General features: G+C 69.8%; 17 protein-coding genes. 10 read left to right on the forward strand and 7 right to left on the reverse strand.

All coding sequences use genetic code 11. The features are described 5' to 3' along the window. The first annotated feature begins 2 nt into the window (after nt 1-2). On the forward strand, nt 3-641 hold the full coding sequence (locus SGFS_RS21210; RefSeq protein ID WP_286252456.1) for a TetR/AcrR family transcriptional regulator: 639 nt from the start codon (nt 3-5) through the stop codon (nt 639-641). Nucleotides 642-1,119: 478 nt separating this feature from the next. On the opposite strand, the gene SGFS_RS21215 is transcribed toward SGFS_RS21210, so the two are convergent. Both SGFS_RS21215 and SGFS_RS21220 read right to left on the reverse strand, forming a co-directional pair. After that, a complete protein-coding gene (locus tag SGFS_RS21215) occupies nt 1,120-2,196 on the reverse strand; it encodes a family 2 encapsulin nanocompartment cargo protein polyprenyl transferase (RefSeq protein ID WP_286252457.1) in 1,077 nt (358 codons plus the stop codon). 565 nt (nt 2,197-2,761) lie between these two features. Next, nucleotides 2,762-4,168, reverse strand: coding sequence for a family 2B encapsulin nanocompartment shell protein (locus SGFS_RS21220; protein WP_286252458.1), 1,407 nt, complete (start codon nt 4,166-4,168; stop codon nt 2,762-2,764). A 285-nt stretch (nt 4,169-4,453) separates the two neighbouring features. Here SGFS_RS21220 and SGFS_RS21225 point away from each other — a divergent pair, with 285 nt between their 5' ends. Together SGFS_RS21225 and SGFS_RS21230 are read left to right on the forward strand one after the other, a co-directional pair. Further along, nucleotides 4,454-5,044 carry an N-acetylmuramoyl-L-alanine amidase gene (locus tag SGFS_RS21225; protein ID WP_286252459.1) on the forward strand — a complete coding sequence of 197 codons (591 nt, stop codon included), beginning with the start codon at nt 4,454-4,456 and terminating at the stop codon, nt 5,042-5,044. Between the two features lie 150 nt (nt 5,045-5,194). Continuing rightward, nucleotides 5,195-6,169: a 1-aminocyclopropane-1-carboxylate deaminase/D-cysteine desulfhydrase gene (locus SGFS_RS21230; protein ID WP_434027690.1), complete on the forward strand. Its 975-nt coding sequence runs from the start codon at nt 5,195-5,197 to the stop codon at nt 6,167-6,169. Here the strand turns inward: SGFS_RS21230 and SGFS_RS21235 are convergent. Beyond that, complete coding sequence (locus SGFS_RS21235) at nt 6,166-7,761, reverse strand: Na+/H+ antiporter (RefSeq protein WP_286252460.1); 1,596 nt, start codon at nt 7,759-7,761, stop codon at nt 6,166-6,168. The genes SGFS_RS21230 and SGFS_RS21235 overlap by 4 nt on opposite strands. A gap of 61 nt (nt 7,762-7,822) precedes the next feature. On the opposite strand from SGFS_RS21235, the gene SGFS_RS21240 reads away from it, so the two are divergent. The 3 genes from SGFS_RS21240 to SGFS_RS21250 all read left to right on the forward strand — a co-directional run bounded on the left by SGFS_RS21240 (nt 7,823) and on the right by SGFS_RS21250 (nt 10,013). Beyond that, a complete protein-coding gene (locus tag SGFS_RS21240; RefSeq protein ID WP_286252461.1) occupies nt 7,823-8,083 on the forward strand; it encodes a UBP-type zinc finger domain-containing protein in 261 nt (86 codons plus the stop codon). 320 nt (nt 8,084-8,403) lie between these two features. Further along, the gene (locus SGFS_RS21245; protein WP_286252463.1) at nt 8,404-8,817 is read left to right on the forward strand and encodes an ATP-binding protein; all 414 of its coding nucleotides are present in this window, start codon (nt 8,404-8,406) and stop codon (nt 8,815-8,817) included. Nucleotides 8,818-8,834: 17 nt separating this feature from the next. After that, entirely contained in the window at nt 8,835-10,013 is a 1,179-nt protein-coding gene (locus tag SGFS_RS21250; protein WP_286252465.1) for an RNA polymerase sigma factor SigF, read from the forward strand. Between the two features lie 42 nt (nt 10,014-10,055). Here SGFS_RS21250 and SGFS_RS21255 read toward each other — a convergent pair whose 3' ends face one another. Continuing rightward, entirely contained in the window at nt 10,056-10,508 is a 453-nt protein-coding gene (locus SGFS_RS21255; RefSeq protein ID WP_286252466.1) for a hypothetical protein, read from the reverse strand. Between the two features lie 178 nt (nt 10,509-10,686). Between SGFS_RS21255 and SGFS_RS21260 the strand changes: the two genes are divergently transcribed. After that, entirely contained in the window at nt 10,687-11,658 is a 972-nt protein-coding gene (locus SGFS_RS21260; RefSeq protein ID WP_286252467.1) for a diacylglycerol/lipid kinase family protein, read from the forward strand. 318 nt (nt 11,659-11,976) lie between these two features. Then, a complete protein-coding gene (locus SGFS_RS21265) occupies nt 11,977-12,234 on the forward strand; it encodes a WhiB family transcriptional regulator (protein WP_003992873.1) in 258 nt (85 codons plus the stop codon). 208 nt (nt 12,235-12,442) lie between these two features. On the opposite strand, the gene SGFS_RS21270 is transcribed toward SGFS_RS21265, so the two are convergent. Beyond that, entirely contained in the window at nt 12,443-13,918 is a 1,476-nt protein-coding gene (locus SGFS_RS21270; RefSeq protein ID WP_286252469.1) for a sensor histidine kinase, read from the reverse strand. A 476-nt stretch (nt 13,919-14,394) separates the two neighbouring features. After that, a complete protein-coding gene (locus tag SGFS_RS21275) occupies nt 14,395-15,036 on the reverse strand; it encodes a TetR/AcrR family transcriptional regulator (protein ID WP_286252470.1) in 642 nt (213 codons plus the stop codon). 97 nt (nt 15,037-15,133) lie between these two features. Between SGFS_RS21275 and SGFS_RS21280 the strand changes: the two genes are divergently transcribed. Further along, the gene (locus tag SGFS_RS21280) at nt 15,134-15,886 is read left to right on the forward strand and encodes an SDR family oxidoreductase (protein WP_286252471.1); all 753 of its coding nucleotides are present in this window, start codon (nt 15,134-15,136) and stop codon (nt 15,884-15,886) included. 158 nt (nt 15,887-16,044) lie between these two features. Further along, a complete protein-coding gene (gene nagB, locus SGFS_RS21285) occupies nt 16,045-16,830 on the forward strand; it encodes a glucosamine-6-phosphate deaminase (protein WP_286252472.1) in 786 nt (261 codons plus the stop codon). 288 nt (nt 16,831-17,118) lie between these two features. On the opposite strand, the gene SGFS_RS21290 is transcribed toward nagB, so the two are convergent. Beyond that, nucleotides 17,119-18,369: an IS701 family transposase gene (locus SGFS_RS21290; protein ID WP_286252474.1), complete on the reverse strand. Its 1,251-nt coding sequence runs from the start codon at nt 18,367-18,369 to the stop codon at nt 17,119-17,121. Nucleotides 18,370-18,404 lie beyond the last annotated feature (35 nt).

The following is an 18,404-nucleotide window of genomic DNA, read 5'->3' on the forward strand; positions in this document are numbered from 1 at the left end:
GGATGGCGAGAAACCCGGAGCGCAGGGCCGCCCTGGTGGACGCGGCGGCGGTGGTGCTGGCACGGGAGGGTGCGCGAGGGCTGACGTTCCGCGCGGTGGACTCCGAGGCCGGGGTCCCGGTCGGCACCGCGTCGAACTACTTCGCCGACCGCGACACCCTGCTGAACCAGATCGACACCCGGCTGCACGAGCGGCTGGCCCCCGACCCGGCCGTGATCGAGGAGCTGATGGCGGCGCCCAAGGACCGCTCCCTGGTCCTGGCGTCCATGCGCGACCTGCTGTCCCGCGCGACCCGCGACCGCACCGGCTACCTGGCCCTCCTTGAACTACGCCTGGAGGCCACCCGCCGCCCCGCCCTGCGCGCCTCGTACACCAAGTCGGTACGCAGAGAACTGGAGCTGGGCATGCGGTTCCACCGGGAGGCGGGCCTACCCGGCGACGACGAGACGGTAGCCCTGCTCTACCTCTCCGTCCTCGGCCTCCTCCTCGAACATTTGACCCTCCCGGACGTCCTGACCGGCATAGTCCCCGACGCCGACGTACCGGACGCCCTCCTGGAACGAATCGTGAACACGATCGTGCCCGAGGGGCGGCCGAACACACCGTGCGGAACCCTTCAGGGCCAGGGCACAACGCCCTGAGGCCTGTAGCGGGCCAGAAGGCGGCCAGTGGGCAAGGCATCCAGGCGTCGTCAGCAGCGATTCCGGGCCGGGCGGCGGGCCGCCGCGCCGCGGCGGGGAGGTCCCAGCTCCCTTGATTCCCGCGAGGGTTCAGGGGGAGCAGCGCCCCTGGCGGAGTCCGAGGCAGAGCCCCGTGGCGGGGCGAGGGGCCCAGCCCCGGGCAGGCAGGGGCAGGCAGGGGTCGAAGGGGCGGCAGCCCCTGGGGGATGGGACGGGTAGGGGCGGCGGGGGCGAACCCAAAAAGGGCGAGGCCCGCGCACCGTGGGGATGCGCGGGACCCACCCGAGCCGGAGCAACCGACGCCGTGCAGGGTCAGGTCTGCACAGCGCCGACGCTCCGGGGCCCACAAGGCCCGAGCACAACCACAGCCCGAAACCCCACTCTTCACCGAGAGCCGACCGGCCACACACCTCACCGAGAGCCGGCCACACACCCGACTTCAGTGACTACGCCGCGTCACGAACTCGGCCAATGCCAGGAGCCCCCCGGCCGCCTCCGGATCCGGAATCGCCCGCGACAGCTCATGCATGGCCCGAGCCATCCGATCGGCCGCCTGCAACTGCGCCCAGTCCCGACCCCCTGCCCGCTCCACCGCGAGCGCCGTCCGCTCCAAGTCCCCCTCCTCGTACGGCAGCCCGTACAACTCGGCGAGCTGGACCGCGTCCGGTGTGCCGGAGGCCAACGCCGCGACCACCGGCAACGACTTCTTGCGGACCATGAGATCCGCCCCGGCCGGCTTGCCGGTACGGCTCGGGTCCCCCCAGATGCCGATCACGTCGTCGATCAGCTGGAAGGCGAGCCCGGCCTCCCGGCCGAACGCGTCGAGAGCCTCGACGTCCTCCTCCCGGGCCCCCGCGTACAACGCCCCCAGCGCACAGGCACAGCCGAGCAGCGCGCCCGTCTTCGCCTCGGCCATCGCGAGCACCTCGTCGAGGGTGACCTCCTCCGGACGACGCCCCTCCATCTCGGTGTCCGCGTGCTGCCCCGCGCACAGTTCGACGACGCAGTCCGCGAGCCGGGCGGCGGCCGCCGCGGACGCCGGGTGCGAATCCTCGGCGAGCAGTCGCAAGGCCAGGGCCTGCATGACGTCCCCGGCGAGAATCGCGTCGGCGTCGCCGAACACGGCCCACGCGGTGCGCCGGTGCCGTCGGGTGGTGTCCCGGTCCATGACGTCGTCGTGCAGCAACGTGAAGTTGTGCACCAACTCCACAGCCGCTGCGGCCCGTACGGCCGTGGACGTACGGCCGCCGAGCGCCGTGGCCGCGGCCAGCACCAGCGCGGGACGGATCGCTTTTCCCGCGTGGGCCGCCGCCGGCGTACCGTCCGCGTGCTCCCAGCCGAAGTGGTAGCGCGCGACCCGCCGCATCGAGACGGGCAGCGAATCGACGGCCCGACGCAGCTCAGGGTCGACGAACTCCCGAGCCTGCTCAAGAATCCCGGCGGCCTCCGAAGCATCGAGGACCCCGGACGCTCCCGCCGCCCCACCCGAGTCGACAAACTCGCTCGAGCCAAGCACCTCACCCGAGCCAACCGTCCCACCCGAACGGCCCACCTCATCCGCCCCGCCCGATCCCACCGCCCCGCCCGACCCCACCGGGCCACCCGACCCCACTGGGCCACCCGGCAGAGCCAAGTCGACCCGCGAGGGCGCGCCGGACGGCAAGGACGACCCACTCCGAGCCGCTGCGCCCACCGACGCTCCCGGCCCTAACGCGTCTTCCGAGCCCGTCTCCCCCGCCGGGTCATCGACCCCCGGCGGCTGACCGGCACCCACCGGATTCACGACCGCGGTATTCGAAGCCATGGCATCCCTGGGGTCCGGGACGCCCGTCGGATCCGAGGGCGTCACGATGGTGTTCCACCTTTCCGGTGACTCGGTCACCCGTTCCCGGTTCACGGCCGATCGCTCCGGGCTCTCTGCCGGACTCTGCTTCGTCTCCGTCACGACCTCACCCATGACCTCGCCCATGGGATCGTTTCGGAGAGTGTGCGGACGGTGGCACTCGCGCTGCCGCTGGGCGCGTACTCCCGGGTTGCACCCGTCCTGACGGGCGGGAACACGGCATCCGGCACGGGAAAGGTCACCGCCAGCGGCCGATCTCGACGTTCTCCAGCACGCCGAGCGCGTCGGGGACCAGGACCGCGGCCGAGTAGTAGGCCGTCACGAGGTACTTGATGATCGCCTGCTCGTTGATGCCCATGAACCGCACGGACAGGCTCGGCTCGATCTCGTCCGGGATGCCCGCCGCCCGCAGACCGATGACGCCCTGGTCCTCCTCGCCGGTACGCATGGCGATGATCGAGCTGGTCCTGGCCTCGGTCACCGGGATCTTGTTGCACGGGTAGATCGGCACCCCGCGCCAGGTGGGGATGCGGTTGCCGCCGACGTCGATGGTCTCCGGGACGAGCCCGCGCTTGTTGAGCTCACGGCCGATCGCGGAGATCGCGCGCGGGTGGGCGAGGAGCAGCTTGGTGCCTCGGCGCCGGCTGAGCAGTTCGTCCAGGTCGTCGGGGCTGGGCACACCGTCGTGCGGCTGGATTCGCTGGTCGTACTCGCAGTTGTGGAGCAGCCCGAACTCCCGATTGTTGATGAGCTCGTGCTCCTGACGCTCCTTCAACGCCTCGACGGTGAGCCGCACCTGCTGCTCGGTCTGGTTCATCGGCTGGTTGTAGAGGTCGGCCACACGCGAGTGGATGCGCAGCACGGTCTGGGCGACGCTCAGTTCGTACTCGCGCGGCGCGGCCTCGTAGTCGACGAAGGTGTGCGGAATGTCCGGCTCGCCACTGTGGCCGGCCGCGAGGTCGATCTCCTTCTCGCCGTACTTGTTGGTGCGCTGCGAGGGGATCGAGCGCTGCTGCTGCAGATGCTCACCCAGGGTCTGGGCCCGCTCGGAGAGCTGTTCGACGGCCTGACGCGGCAGGACGAGCACCGTGCACGCGGTGACCGCGCGAGCTGTGTACTCCCAGATGGCCTCGCCGTCGAGCAGCGACTGTTCGCCGAAGTAGGCGCCGTCGGCCAGCACACCGAGGACCGCGTCATCGCCGTAGGGTCCGGTGCCGATCTTCTCGACCCTGCCGTGCGCGAGCAGGAACACCTCCTCGGCCTGGCTGCCGAACTCGGCCAGTACATCACCGGGCGAGAACTCCCGCTGCTGGCACCGCTGCGCCAGCTCGCCGAGCACCTCGATGTCCTCATAGGTCCGCAGGGCGGGCAGCTCGCCCAGCTCGGCGGGGATCACGGCGACCTGGTCGCCGGTCTTCACAAAAGTAATACGGCCGTCGCCGACCGCGTAGGTCAGCCGCCGGTTCACCCGGTACGTGCCGCCCTGCACATTCACCCAGGGCAGTGTGCGCAGCAGCCAGCGCGAGCTGATCTCCTGCATCTGGGGCGCGGACTTCGTGGTCGTGGCCAGGTTCCGCGCAGCCGCCGTGCCGAGACTCTGCTGCGGCTTGTCCTGCTGCGGACGAACCTCTTCGCCTACCGACATTCGGATTCCCCTCCGGGTATGCACTGATATCGCGGTCACCGATCTCACGAACCACCCTCGCACCAGCGAGCACGCCGGTGCTATTACACGAAAGAGCGGGAATGGATCTTAAAAGGCTGGGCATATCGAGGGACTTTGTCGACCACCGGAACTCACGCTTCCGCCTGTCCGGATCGGCTCGCACGGCGTACGAACGCCTGGTTCCGACGTCTGCGGCGACGGTACAAGCTGCGTACGAGACGGCCATGACCAGAGCGGCCGTCGTACAGCGCTAAGGAGTCGGTCATGGCCCCACCCATGTCCGCTGCCAGGTTTCTCGACATCCTCAGGAACGAGGGTGTGACCGTCGTCGAGGTCGGTGACTGGGAACATCACCATCGCAATCACAGGGGTCCGTGGGGACCTGTCCACGGCGTGATGATCCACCACACGGTCACATCCGGCGCCGAAGCCACCGTGCGGATCTGCCGCGACGGCTACGCGGGGCTGCCCGGCCCTCTGTGCCACGGCGTCATCACCAAGGACGGCCGCGTCCATCTGGTCGGCTACGGCCGCGCCAACCACGCGGGCCTCGGCGACGACGACGTCCTGAAGGCGGTCGTCGCCGAGAGGGCGCTCCCGCCGGACAACGAGGCCAACACCGACGGCAACCGCCACTTCTACGGCTTCGAGTGCGAGAACCTCGGTGACGGCGAGGACCCGTGGCCCGAGGCCCAGCTCGACGCCGTGGAAAGGGTCTCGGCCGCGATCTGCCGCCACCACCGCTGGACGGAGCGCTCGGTCATCGGCCACCTGGAATGGCAACCGGGCAAGACGGACCCCAAGGGCTTCACCATGGCCGCCATGCGGGAACGGATCCGCGACCGTCTGAATTAGGTCCGGGCGGCAGACCGCCGACAAGCAGACCCTCGGCCGAAGCACCGGAGTGCCGGAGCCCGGAGTCCGGAGAAGGGGTGTGCCGGGCCCCCGGCGCACCCCACCCACCCACAAGGTCCCGCCCCGGGCGAACCCGCCCCGCCCGGACAGATGTCCGACAATAGTCACGTGACACCCGCCGCGCCCCCCGACCCAACAGCCCCTGACTCGGCAGCCTCCGACCCGGCCTCCGCCCTGAGCCCCCGGCTGCCGTCCCCCCTCCAGGAAGTCACCGACGACCGTTTCGCGCGCCACGGCGTACGGCTGCTCCTCAAGCGCGACGACCTGATCCACCGGGAGCTGATCGGCAACAAGTGGCGCAAGCTCGCCCCGAACCTGGTCGCGGCTGCGGGACGCCCACTGCTCACTTTCGGCGGCGCCTACTCGAACCACCTGCGCGCCACCGCCGCCGCGGGCCGTCTCCTGGGCGTGCCCACCATCGGCGTCGTCCGCGGTCAGGAACTTGCCGACCGCCCCCTCAACCCCTCCTTGACCAGGTGCGTGGCCGACGGCATGCGGCTGCACTTCGTCGACAGGTCGACATATCGCCACAAGGCCGACCCGGACACCCTGACCGCCCTCCTCCACGCCACCGACGCCGAGGAGGCGTACGTCATACCCGAGGGCGGCAGCAACTCCCCTGCCGTACGCGGCTGCCGGGAGCTCGGCGTCGAGCTGCGCGGTCACGCCGACGTGGTGGCCGTCGCCTGCGGCACCGGCGGCACCTTCGCGGGCCTGGCCGCCGGCCTCGCCCCCGAGCAGCGCGCCCTCGGCATCCCCGTCCTCAAGGGCGGCTTCCTGGCGGCCGAGATCTCCGCCCTCCAGCAGCAGGCCTTCGGCCGCCGACGCGGCAACTGGTCCCTCGACGAACGCTTCCACTTCGGCGGCTACGCCCGCACGACCCCAGAGCTGGACGCCTTCGCAGACGAGTTCGAAGCCCGCCACAAAGTGGCCCTGGAGCGTCTCTATGTCGCCAAATTGCTGTACGGACTTCTGGCTCTCACAGCGGAGAACGCCTTCCCGCGCGGGACGACGATCGCCGCCGTGATCACCGGACGCCCGTTCCCCCCGCCCGCCGGATCCTAGGACGCCTCCCGGTAGGCCGCCGCCTCCTCGAGGTCCAGTCTGCGCAGCAGCGTCCGGAGCATCTCGTCGTCGATGTACCGGCCGTCGCGCAGCCGTACGAAGACCTCCCGCTCGGCGCCGATCATCTCGCGGGACAGGCGGTTGTAGGTGTGGTCGACGCTCTCGCCGGTCACGGGATTCACGGCGCCCAGCCGCTCCCACACTGCGTTGCGGCGCCGTTCCAGGACCATCCGCAGCCGGTCCACCAGCGGGGGCGGCAGCGCGTTGCTCTCGTCCGCCAGCAGTTCTTCGAGCCGGGCCTCGGCCACCCGGGAGGCCTGCGCCTGGGCGTTCGCCTCGGCGAGGGTCTCGGCCTGCGTGTCGCGCCCCGGCAGTCTCAGCAGCCGGATCAGCGGCGGCAGGGACAGCCCCTGGATGACCAGGGTGCCGATGACCGTCGTGAACGTCAGGAACAGGATCAGGTTCCGCTCCGGGAAGGCCTCGCCGCCGTGCACCGTGAGCGGGATCGAGAACGCGATGGCCAGGGAGACGACACCCCGCATGCCGGCCCAGGCGATGACGAAGGGCCCCTTCCAGGTGGGGTTCTCCTCCCGCTCCCTGATCCGCGCCGACAGCATCCGCGGCAGGAAGGTCGCCGGATACACCCAGACGAACCGGGACACGACGACGACAAGGAAGACGGCGACGGCGTACCAGGTGGCGCGCGCCCCCTCGTACTCCCCCAGCCCTTCGATCACGACCTTCAGCTGCAGTCCGATCAGCGCGAACACCGCGGACTCCAACAGGAAGGCGACCATTTTCCAGACGGCCTCCTCCTGGAGGCGGGTCGCGAAGTCGACCTGCCAGTTGCGGTAGCCGAGGTAGAGGCCGACGACGACCACGGCGAGCACCCCGGAGGCGTGCACCCACTCGGCGAGCCCGTACGCGACGAACGGGATCAGCAGGGAGAGGGTGTTCTGCAGAAGCGCCTCCTGCAGGTGGGTGCGCAGCCAGTGGATGGGCACCATCAGCAGCAGCCCCACCGCGATGCCGCCGATCGCCGCCACCAGGAACTCGGCGATCCCGCCGGCCCAGCTCGCGCCCTCGCCGACGGTGGCCGCGAGCGCCACCCGGTACGCGGTGATCGCGGTCGCGTCGTTCACCAGGGACTCGCCCTGGAGGATCGTCGTGACCCTCGACGGCAGCCCCACCCTGCGCGCGACCGCCGTCGCCGCGACCGCGTCCGGCGGCGCCACCACCGCGCCGAGCACCAGCGCGGCCGGCAGCGGCAGCCCCGGCACGACCAGGTACGCGGCCCAGCCCACGGCGAGCGTCGCGAAGAGCACGTATCCGACCGACAGCAGCGCCACGGGCCGCAGTTGGGCCCGCAGATCCAGGTACGAGCTGTCCGTGGCGGCCGTGTACAGCAGCGGCGGCAGGATCAGCGGCAGGACGATCTCGGGATCGAGCTCGTAGGCGGGGACGCCGGGCAGATACGAGACCACCAGCCCCACCGCGACCAGCAGCAGTGGTGCGGGCACCGGCGTACGCCGGGCGGCCCCGGCGACCGTCGCGCTCCCCGCGACCAGCAACAGCAAGGGCAGAAAGTGCATCGCTTCCCGCCGCCTCCTTTTTCCGCGCGGGCTTCCGCGCACCCGTCGTAACCTGGCAATCATGAAACAGTGCACGCACGCGGATGCGCTGCCGCTCCCCGAACCGGCACCCCTGAGCGAGACCTGTCCGGAGTGCCAGGCCGTCGGAGCGCACCCGATACAACTGCGGATCTGCCTGGTGTGCGGGCATGTGGGCTGCTGCGACTCCTCACCGGGGCGGCACGCGACCGAACACCACAAGGAGAGCGGCCACCCCATCATGCGCACCTTCGAGCCGGGCGAGAACTGGCGCTGGTGCTTCGTGGACCATGTACTCGTATGACAGGACCAACGACGAACACGTCACCGACCCCGTACGACGGAACCATCGCGTCCCGTGACACGTCGACGTACTCGTGTGACAAGGTTCGGCAGTCGGACGCCGGGGTACGTCAATCCGGCGCGCGCTCTTCCTATTTGAGACCCGCAGACCCCTAGACACCGTGCGTGTTCATGTGATTACTATGAGTGACAGCATGGGGCGGGGTCCCTGGGACAGGGAGCTTCGGAGCGCGGTAGCGTCACCGCTGAACCACATAGCGCGTTACCCCCGGGGGGCGACCCTCGGCCCCTGAAAAAGCTTGTACCACCTTGGAGGTGAGGGTGTCCCAGATCGCAGGCGAGCCCGGGACCCAGGACTTCGTGGAAGTCCGGCTGCCGGCCGCGGGTGCCTACCTGTCGGTGCTGCGTACGGCGACGGCCGGCCTCGCGGCCCGTTTGGACTTCACCCTCGACGAGATCGAGGACCTGCGCATCGCGGTCGACGAGGCCTGCGCGATCCTGCTCCAGCAGGCCGTGCCCGGCTCGGTGCTCAGCTGTGTCTTCCGCCTCGTCGACGACTCGCTCGAGGTCACGGTCTCGGCGCCGACCACGGACGGCCACGCCCCTTCGCGCGACACCTTCGCCTGGACCGTGCTGTCGGCCCTGGCGGGCAAGGTCTCCTCCGCGGTCGCAGCCGACAAAACCGTTTCGATCAGCCTCTACAAGCAGCGCGGCGCGGGACCCGGGCCGGCGTGAGGAGCGAGGACGGGCCGGTGCGGGACGAAGAACGCGGCACACGGGAGCTTCCCGCGGAGGCCGGGGGCGCACCCTGGCCGGGCGGAGTCGTGGGCTCGGGAGAGGGCGGCGGCCCCGACGGGCTGTCGCACCTGGCGGATGGCGTCGACGGCATCCCCGAGCAGGCCCGGCCGCACCCGGAGGACGACTCCCCCGCAGTGGCCGGGGCGGCTCGCCGGGCGGAGCCGGCCGGCGGCGAGGAGCGCGAGGCGCTCTCCGGCGTACGACACGATCCGGAGGGTGCCGTGACGAGCACCACGTCCTCACGAGGACGGACTGGGGCCTCCCCCGCTCGAGCACAGTCGGGAGCTGGGGGATCGGTGACGGCGGGCGGGACTATGAGCGAGCACGAGCGAGACGACGCACCTGGCGCGCAGCGCGTCCAGGTCACCCAGCACAACCCTCAGGACCGCAGTGGCGCACGGGCGATGTTCGTCGAGCTGCGCAAACTGCAAGAGGGCAGCACCGAGTACGCGGAGCTGCGCAACAAGCTGGTCCGGATGCATCTGCCGCTCGTGGAGCACCTCGCGCGCCGGTTCCGCAATCGCGGCGAGCCGTTGGACGACCTGACCCAGGTCGCCACCATCGGCCTGATCAAGTCGGTCGACCGTTTCGACCCGGAGCGCGGGGTGGAGTTCTCCACGTACGCGACGCCGACGGTCGTCGGCGAGATCAAGCGGCACTTCCGCGACAAGGGCTGGGCGGTGCGGGTCCCGCGCAGGCTCCAGGAGCTGCGTCTCGCGCTGACCACGGCGACGGCGGAGCTCTCGCAGCAGCACGGCCGCTCCCCCACCGTCCATGAGCTGGCCCAGAAGCTGGCCATCTCGGAGGAGGAGGTCCTGGAGGGCCTGGAGTCCGCGAACGCGTATTCCACGCTGTCCCTGGACGTCCCCGACACGGACGACGAGTCCCCGGCCGTCGCGGACACCCTGGGCGCGGAGGACGAGGCGCTGGAGGGCGTCGAGTACCGCGAGTCGCTCAAGCCCCTCCTGGAGGACCTTCCGCCCCGCGAGAAGCGGATCCTGTTGCTTCGCTTCTTCGGCAACATGACCCAGTCGCAGATCGCGCAGGAGGTGGGCATCTCCCAGATGCACGTCTCCCGCCTGCTGGCGAGGACCCTGGCCCAGCTGCGCGAGAAGCTGCTGGTGGAGGAGTAGGCCACAGCGCCGGCACCGGACAACCAACGCCCGGGCGCGCGGCTACCGCTTGGTTTCCTCCGTACGACCCGGCCCCTGAATCCCAAGGGCCTGGGTCGTCGCGGGATTGAGCAGCAGCACCAGCTCCGCGACGGCGACCACCGCCAGCACGATCCCCGCCGGAATCGCCACGCTGTCCGCCTGCAACAGGTTGTATGCCACCGGCAGCGCCATGATCTGTGTGATGACGGCCGGCCCCCGGCTCCAGCTGCGCCGCAGCAGCAGTCCGCGCGCGGCGATCAGCGGCAGCAGCGCCAACGCGATCAGCGTGATGCCCCCGGTGACGCCCGTGCTCAGATCGTCCGAGTCGCCGGTGAAGCCCAGGACGAGCATGGCGGCGCCCCCGACGAACAGCGCCACCCCCTCCAGCGCGGCCAGCGCCGCCGCGGCGGTCAGGCGCCCGGGGCGGGGCTCGGCGTCGGCGGTGTCCGATGTGGGGTTCTGCTCAGGGCTCACCCCTGAAGGGTAGCCGTCGCCCATCAGCCCACCCCGTACCCCGGTCCTCGCCCATCCCGGCGCGTGGCACGTGCTCCGCCGCCGCGCGCCCCCGCGTGCTCATCGTCACTACACGATCTCCGGCTTGATCCGCACCTCGGTATGGGCCGAGTACCACCCAGTAGGTACCCTGCAACGCATGCGTGCACTTCTCGTGGTCAACCCGGCGGCAACCACCACAAGCGCACGTACGCGCGATGTGCTGATCCACGCCCTCGCGAGCGAGATGAAGCTCGAGGTGGTCACCACCGAATACCGCGGTCACGCCCGGGATCTCGCCCGCCGGGCCGCGGACGGTGAGGGAGGCGTCGAACTGGTCGTCGCGCTGGGCGGCGACGGCACGGTCAACGAGGTCGTCAACGGCCTGCTGCACAGCGGCCCCGACCCCGAGCGCCTCCCCCGCCTCGCCGTCGTCCCCGGTGGCTCCACCAACGTCTTCGCGCGCGCCCTGGGCCTGCCCAACGACGCCGTGGAGGCAACCGGCGCACTCCTGGACGCCCTGCGCGAGGAACGCGAGCGTACGGTCGGCCTCGGTATAGCCGCGGGCACGCCGGGCACGGAGGACGAGTCGGTGCCGTCCCGCTGGTTCACGTTCTGCGCGGGCCTCGGTTTCGACGCGGGTGTGATCGGCCGGGTGGAACAGCAGCGCGAACGCGGCAAGAAATCCACACACGCTCTTTACCTTCGCCAGGCCTTCCGTCAGTTCTTGGAGGAGCCGCACCGCAGACACGGCACGATCACTTTGGAACGGGCCGGCGAGGAACCGATTTCCGATCTTGTGCTGTCCATAGTCTGCAACACCTCCCCGTGGACGTTTCTCGGCAATCGCCCGGTGTACGCGTCACCTAAGGCCTCGTTCGATAAAGGTCTCGACGTGCTCGGCCTGAGCCGGATGTCGACACCCGCACTTGCCCGTTATGCCACACAGTTGCTCACTTCGTCCCCCACTCGCGGACCCCAGGGCAAGCACGCGGCCTCCCTGCACGACCTGACCGAGTTCACCTTGCATTCGAAGGTCCCCCTCCCCCTCCAGATGGACGGCGACCACCTCGGACTGCGTACGAGCGTGACGTTCACAGGCGTACGCCGTGCACTGCGTGTGATTGTGTGAGCGGAACGGGCAAAAGTCCTTCCACTCGAACGTTTAGGCCAGGATCCACCCCATGGAAGTACGGCTGTGACACAGTCGACACCGAGGAATCAAAAAAAACTTTCCGGAAGGGGTTGTATCCGCCGCTGAGGTTTGCGAGTCTCTACGTGGCGCTCGGGACAGCCCGCAACATCGGCTCAAGAGAGCGCCGGAACCCCTCCTCAAAACACAGGACCACACCAGTCCGTCTGGTGATCGTCCCTTCACTTGTTGAGGGATTCGTGAAAGCGTTCACATTCACAAGCAACGTGCATGTAATACCAAGGAGAGGTAGCAGCCATGGACTGGCGTCACAACGCCGTTTGCCGCGAGGAAGACCCCGAGCTCTTCTTCCCTATCGGCAACACTGGTCCTGCGCTGCTGCAGATCGAGGAAGCCAAGGCTGTCTGCCGTCGCTGCCCGGTGATCGAGCAGTGTCTGCAGTGGGCGCTTGAGTCCGGCCAGGACTCCGGCGTCTGGGGTGGTCTCAGCGAGGACGAGCGCCGCGCCATGAAGCGCCGCGCCGCCCGCAACCGGGCACGTCAGGCCTCTGCCTGACATCCCACCCAGCAAATAGCCTGAGCTTGGCGGCGCGTACAGCGAGTACGCATCTCCCGCCCCCGAGCCGCAGCGCGCAGTGCCCCCGATGCGCCTAATCAGCCACGAGCCTGAGCCCCGGACCACTTGATGGTCCGGGGCTCAGTGCTGTTCGCGGCTGCTACGTGACTGCTTGCGCGGCTTCCTCTTGTCCGCTCGTGGGTGTGCACTACTTCTGGGCGCGCACCGGGAGGTCGAGGATCACCTGGGTGCCCCGCTCCGGAGCCGGGACCATGTCGAAGGTGCCGCCCAACTCGCCCTCCACCAGCGTCCGTACGATCTGCAGACCCAGGTTCCCCGAGCGGTGCGGGTCGAAGCCCTCGGGCAGGCCCACGCCGTTGTCCTGGACGGTGACGAGGAGACGGGTCTCCTTGGTGGTGCCGCCACGCACGGCCGAGACCTCGACGGTGCCGGTGTCGCCCTCGCGGAAACCGTGTTCGAGGGCGTTCTGCAGGATCTCGGTGAGGACCATGGAGAGCGGGGTCGCGACCTCCGCGTCCAGGATGCCGAAGCGTCCGGTGCGCCGGCCGGTGACCTTGCCCGGGGAGATCTCGGCGACCATGGCGAGCACCCGATCGGCGATCTCGTCGAACTCCACGCGCTCGTCCAGGTTCTGGGAGAGCGTCTCGTGCACGATCGCGATCGAACCGACCCGTCGTACGGCCTCTTCGAGGGCTTCGCGGCCGCGCTCGGACTCGATGCGCCGGGCCTGGAGACGGAGCAGCGCGGCGACCGTCTGGAGGTTGTTCTTCACCCGGTGGTGGATCTCCCGGATGGTCGCGTCCTTGGTGATCAACTCGCGCTCGCGGCGACGGAGTTCGGTCACATCGCGGAGCAGGACCAGGGAACCGATGCGCGGGCCCTTGGGCTTGAGGGGGATCGCCCGGAACTGGATCACCCCGTCGTCCGACTCGATCTCGAACTCACGCGGCGCCCAGCCGCTCGCCACCTTCGCCAGCGCCTCGTCCACCGGGCCCCGGGAGGGGGCGAGTTCGGCGGTCGTACGGCCGAGGTGGCAGCCTACGAGGTCGGCGGCGAGGCCGAGGCGGTGGTACGCGGAGAGGGCGTTCGGTGAGGCGTACTGGACGATGCCGTCGGCGTCGAGCCTGATCAGGCCGTCACCGACGCGCGGCGAGGCGTCCATGTCGACCTGCTGGTCGGGGAACGGGAACGCGCCGGCGGCGATCATCTGGGCCAGGTCGGAGGCGCTCTGGAGGTAGGTCAGCTCCAGGCGGCTCGGGGTGCGCACAGTCAGCAGGTTGGTGTTGCGCGCGATGACGCCGAGGACGCGTCCCTCACGTCGTACGGGGATCGACTCGACCCGTACGGGCACCTCCTCGCGCCACTCCGGGTCGCCCTCGCGGACGATGCGGCCCTCGTCGTGCGCGACATCGAGGAGGGGGCGCCGGCCGCGCGGGACCAGGTGGCCGACCATGTCGTCCTGGTACGAGGTGGGGCCGGTGTTGGGGCGCATCTGGGCCACGGAGACATAGCGGGTGCCGTCACGCGTGGGGACCCAGAGGACGAGGTCGGCGAAGGAGAGATCGGAGAGAAGCTGCCACTCCGACACCAGCAGATGCAGCCACTCCAGGTCGGAGTCGCTGAGGGCGGTGTGCTGGCGGACCAGTTCGTTCATGGAGGGCACGGGTGCGAGCGTACCTGGCGGTACGGACATGACCGGAAACGGAGGCTCGCGCGGCCCCTGGAGCACCCGCGGGCCGCGGCGCCTGGGAGGGACCCTCAACCCTCCCGGCACCGCAGCCCGGAGCAACATCGGCCGTGGGGTGTGCGGTCCCAGTCGGCCGAAGGATGAGGAGCCGGAGCAGTCAGGGCAGAGAGCGCCGGTTCCTCGATCCGCCTTCCTGTGCGGGGAAGGCGGAGGCTTGTTGTCGATCGCGCGCGATCCTCCACGGCCGGGGGCCGCTGATCGATCACATGCTCTACCACGCATTGTTGACTAGACCACTGCCTGTGTCCATGCGTTGGCGGATGTTTGTTGTTGTTCCATTGTCCGACATCTGCCGAAGGGCTTACCCGCAGAGTAGCCCGCTTCGGCCCGGGGCCGGGTCGGAATGCCGTGGCAGGTCCCGGAGCCGGTCCCACGGCAAGTCCTGTGGCACGTCAGGCTCGGGGCCAGATCGCCATGGCGAGTTCGGCGAGCGCTTCCAGTTCCTGCCTGCTCGCGCCGTCGCGCGCCTGCTGGGACATGCCCTGGATGACTGCGCCGGCATGACGGGCCAGGCTGGCGGCGTCGGTGTCGGCGGGCAGTTCACCGGCCGCGATGCCGGCTCTTATGCGGCTCTCGAACGCGGCGATGGTGGCGTTGCGCCGCTCGCGCAGGGATTCCGCGACCTCCGGGGTCGAGCAGTTGACTGCCGCTTGGGCGTAGAGGCAGCCGTGCGGGTGGCCGGGGTCGGTGTACATGACGGCCGCCTCCCGCAGCGTCCGCGCCACAGCGGCGCAGGCGGTGGGTTCCTCGGCGAGGGCACGGTCGCCGAACGAGGCGTACCGGGCGCCGTAAGCGAGAACGACCTCCTGGAAGAGCGCCTGCTTGTCGCCGAAGGCCGCGTACATGCTCGGGGCGCCGATGCCCATGACGCGGGTGAGGTCGGAGACGGAGGTCGCCTCGTAGCCGCGTTCCCAGAACGCGAGGAGCGCCTTCTCCAGGGCGGTCTCCCGGTCGAAGGAGCGCGGACGCCCACGGGACCTGGACACGGGCCCGACCTTCGACTGCACGCTTGTCTTCTCCTCGTCGCTCACCATGGGATGCATTTTATAGCGAGCACTAGAGAAATGTCGGCGGCCTGCTGTACGGTCTTTTCTGTAGCGACCACTAGGAAATTACGAAGGGGGCGTGGGCATGAGCGTGCTCGCGGGCAGGACGGCGCTGGTCACAGGGGCGAGCAGGGGGATCGGACGGGCGGTTGCCGAGCGGCTGGCGCGCGACGGGGCGCGGGTCGCCGTGCACTACGGCAGCAACGAGGCGGCGGCGAAGGAGACGGTGACCGCGATCGAGGCGGCCGGCGGCAGCGCCTTCGCGCTCCGGGCCGAGCTCGGGGTGCCGGGCGACGCGGAGACATTGTGGGAAGCCTTCGACCGGGAAGCGCAGGGCGTGGACATCCTGGTCAACAACGCGGGCATGGCGGTCTTCGCCACCGTGGCCGAGACGGACGAGGAGATGTACGAGCGGACACAGGCGGTCAACGCCAGGGCGCCGTTCTTCATCGTCAAGCACGGTCTGCGGCGGCTGCGGGACCACGGCCGGATCATCAACGTCACGGCGGTCACGGACGCCGCCATAGCCCCCATCGCCGCCACGCACATGGCGAAGGGCGCGGTCACGACCCTGACCCGCTCCCTCGCGGCCGAACTGGCACCGCGCGGCATCACCGCCAACTCCGTCGGGCCCGGCTTCATCGACACCGACCTGACGCGGGCGGCCCTCGCCGACCCGGCCGTGCGTGCGCACGCCGAGGCCGTCTCGGTCCTCAAGCGTGTCGGCACGGCCTCCGACGTGGCGGACGTGGTGGCGTTCCTGGCCTCGCCCGACTCCCGCTGGATCACGGGCCAGCACATGGACGCGACGGGGGGTTCGCTGCTGAGCCTGCACTAGGACCTGCCGTCGAATTCCCGCCGTCCGCCCGGGTCGACCCCTGTGGAGGAGCGGCCACCCCTGCTAGATTGGTCTACACCACATGACGGAGGTGCTTGGCCCCCTGGGTTGCGGTCGAGCCCTCTTGAGCCCTTACTTTCCAGATCGGCAGGCCCAGCGTGGAAGTTGTCATCGTTCCGGATGCCAAGGCGGGTGGCGAGCTCATAGCCGAGGCGATGGCCCAGTTGCTCCGGCACAAGCCCGACGCGCTGCTCGGGGTGGCCACGGGGTCGACCCCGCTGCCCATCTACGAGGCACTGACGGCGAAGGTGCGCGCCGGAGGCGTGGATGCCTCGCGGGCGCGAATAGCGCAGCTCGACGAGTACGTGGGGCTGCCGGCCGAGCATCCCGAGTCGTATCGCTCGGTGTTGCGCCGGGAGGTGCTGGAGCCGCTGGGGCTCGGTATGGACGCGTTCATGGGGCCGGACGGCACCGCCGAGGACGTGCTCGGGGCGTGCGCCTCGTACGAAAGGGCGTTGACCGAGGCCGGGGGCGTGGATCTGCAGTTGCTCGGCATCGGGACGGATGGGCACATCGGGTTCAACGAGCCGTGCTCCTCGCTCGCGTCCCGGACGCGGATCAAGACGCTCACGGAGCAGACCCAGGTCGACAACGCGCGCTTCTTCGGCGGGGACATCGAGCAGGTGCCGCACCATGTGATCACCCAGGGCATCGGCACGATCCTGGAGGCACGGCATCTGGTGCTGCTCGCGACGGGCGAGGGCAAGGCGGACGCGATCGCGGCGACCGTGGAGGGGCCGGTGGCCGCGGTGTGCCCGGCGTCGGCGTTGCAGCTGCATCCGCATGCGACGGTGGTGGTGGACGAGGGGGCGGCGTCCAAGCTGAAGCTGGCGGACTACTTCCGGCACACGTATGCGCACAAGCCTGCCTGGCAGGGGATCTAGGGCGTGTTTCGAAAGTGGCGTCGTCCGCCCGGAGGGCGGGGCCCGCGGCGTCTGGTGCGGTGCATCGCAAGGCGGAGGGTCGTCCACGTACTGGGCGTACGCGGACGACCCCGACAACGCGGCGAGGTGCCGTGCCAGGCGTCGCGGGGCAGACGGGACTTTCGAAACACGCCCTAGTAGGGCTTGGTCAGATTCGTATCGGTGTGGGTATGTCGCGATGGCAGGTGGGGCAGGCTCCGGCCCAGGTGGCGAGGAGTGTCTGCAGTTCCCGGACGATCTGGTAGAGACTCACACCTGCGCTGCGTCTTTTGGGTCTCGTGCCATCCGTTGCAGGGTGCAGAAGGCGTGGGCGGCGGAGACGAGGGTGACGTGGTGATGCCAGCCGCCCCAGGTGCGGCCCTCGAAGTGGGCCAGGCCCAGGGCCTGTTTCATCTCGCGGTAGTCGTGCTCGATGCGCCAGCGCAGCTTGGCCAGCCGCACCAGCGTGGCCAGCGGCATCCCGGAGGGCAGGTTCGACAGCCAGAACTGCACCGGTTCGCTCTCACCGGCAGGCCATTCGGCCAGCAGCCGGCGTTCTGGCAGTTCAGGATCGTCGCCGGCCTTGCAGATGCCGCGTCCGGCCGGGCGGATGCGCAGGGCGACGAACCGCGAGTACATGCGCTTGAAGCCACTTTGGCCCTTGCCCGCCCGGGAGCCTTCCCGCCAGGACACCGGCCGTGCGGCCGTCCGGCCGACTGCGATGACCAGGTCCTTCATGCTCTGCGCAGGCTCGGGGTACTGAATTTTCGGTGGCCGGCCGGTGCCCGCATAGACGGGCTGGACGGGCCGGGCGCCGGCGGGCTGGGCGGTATGGCGGGAGGAAATCCCCACCACATAGGGCAGCTTGCGCTCCTCCAGACCCAGGCGGAAGGCGGCGGCATCACCGTATCCGGCGTCCGCGACCACCAGGGGAACGTCGACGCCCCATGACCGGGCCTCGTCGATCATGTCAAGCGCCAGCTGCCACTTCTCCACATGCCCCACCTGGGCGGGAATCCCGCAGCGGCCGCGGCGGGCGATCTTGTCCGCATCGGCCTCCGGCGAGGCGGGATCCCAGGATGCCGGCAAGAACAGCCGCCAGTTGACGGCCGCGGAGGCACGGTCATTGGCCAGGTGCAGGGAGACGCCCACCTGGCATTTGGTGACCTTGCCCGCGGTGCCGGTGTACTGCCGCGACACACAAGCCGAGGCATCCCCGTCCTTCAAAAAGCCGGTGTCATCCACGATCAACGCCTCCACGCCGATCACGTCCTGCATCCTCCAGGCCAGCCGGGCCCGCACATACGCGGGATCCCACGGACTGGAGGTGATGAAGTGAGCCAGTGCCTGCCGGTTGCCGTCCTCGCCCAGACGGGCCGCCATCGGCTCCACCGACTTGCGCCGCCCGTCCAGCAGCAGCCCGCGCACATACGCCTGCCCCCACCGCCGCTGATCGGCACGGAAGAACCCGTCGAACAACCCCGCCGCGAACGCCTCCAAGTCCTCCCGGACCGAGGCCATCTCCTCAGGTGTCACACCATTCCAACGACGCTCAA

The organism is Streptomyces graminofaciens, assembly GCF_030294945.1.
GTDB classification, from domain to species: Bacteria; Actinomycetota; Actinomycetes; order Streptomycetales; family Streptomycetaceae; genus Streptomyces; species Streptomyces graminofaciens.

Bases quoted from the DNA above. Each gene is read 5' to 3' on its own strand.
- SGFS_RS21210 (WP_286252456.1), top strand. From the start codon at position 3: ATGGCGAGAAACCCGGAGCGCAGGGCCGCCCTGGTGGACGCGGCGGCG.
- SGFS_RS21220 (WP_286252458.1), bottom strand. From the start codon at position 4,168: ATGTCGGTAGGCGAAGAGGTTCGTCCGCAGCAGGACAAGCCGCAGCAG.
- SGFS_RS21225 (WP_286252459.1), top strand. From the start codon at position 4,454: ATGGCCCCACCCATGTCCGCTGCCAGGTTTCTCGACATCCTCAGGAAC.
- SGFS_RS21230 (WP_434027690.1), top strand. From the start codon at position 5,195: ATGTCCGACAATAGTCACGTGACACCCGCCGCGCCCCCCGACCCAACA.
- SGFS_RS21235 (WP_286252460.1), bottom strand. From the start codon at position 7,761: ATGCACTTTCTGCCCTTGCTGTTGCTGGTCGCGGGGAGCGCGACGGTC.
- SGFS_RS21240 (WP_286252461.1), top strand. From the start codon at position 7,823: ATGAAACAGTGCACGCACGCGGATGCGCTGCCGCTCCCCGAACCGGCA.
- SGFS_RS21260 (WP_286252467.1), top strand. From the start codon at position 10,687: ATGCGTGCACTTCTCGTGGTCAACCCGGCGGCAACCACCACAAGCGCA.
- SGFS_RS21265 (WP_003992873.1), top strand. From the start codon at position 11,977: ATGGACTGGCGTCACAACGCCGTTTGCCGCGAGGAAGACCCCGAGCTC.
- SGFS_RS21275 (WP_286252470.1), bottom strand. From the start codon at position 15,036: ATGGTGAGCGACGAGGAGAAGACAAGCGTGCAGTCGAAGGTCGGGCCC.
- SGFS_RS21280 (WP_286252471.1), top strand. From the start codon at position 15,134: ATGAGCGTGCTCGCGGGCAGGACGGCGCTGGTCACAGGGGCGAGCAGG.
- SGFS_RS21290 (WP_286252474.1), bottom strand. From the start codon at position 18,369: ATGGCCTCGGTCCGGGAGGACTTGGAGGCGTTCGCGGCGGGGTTGTTC.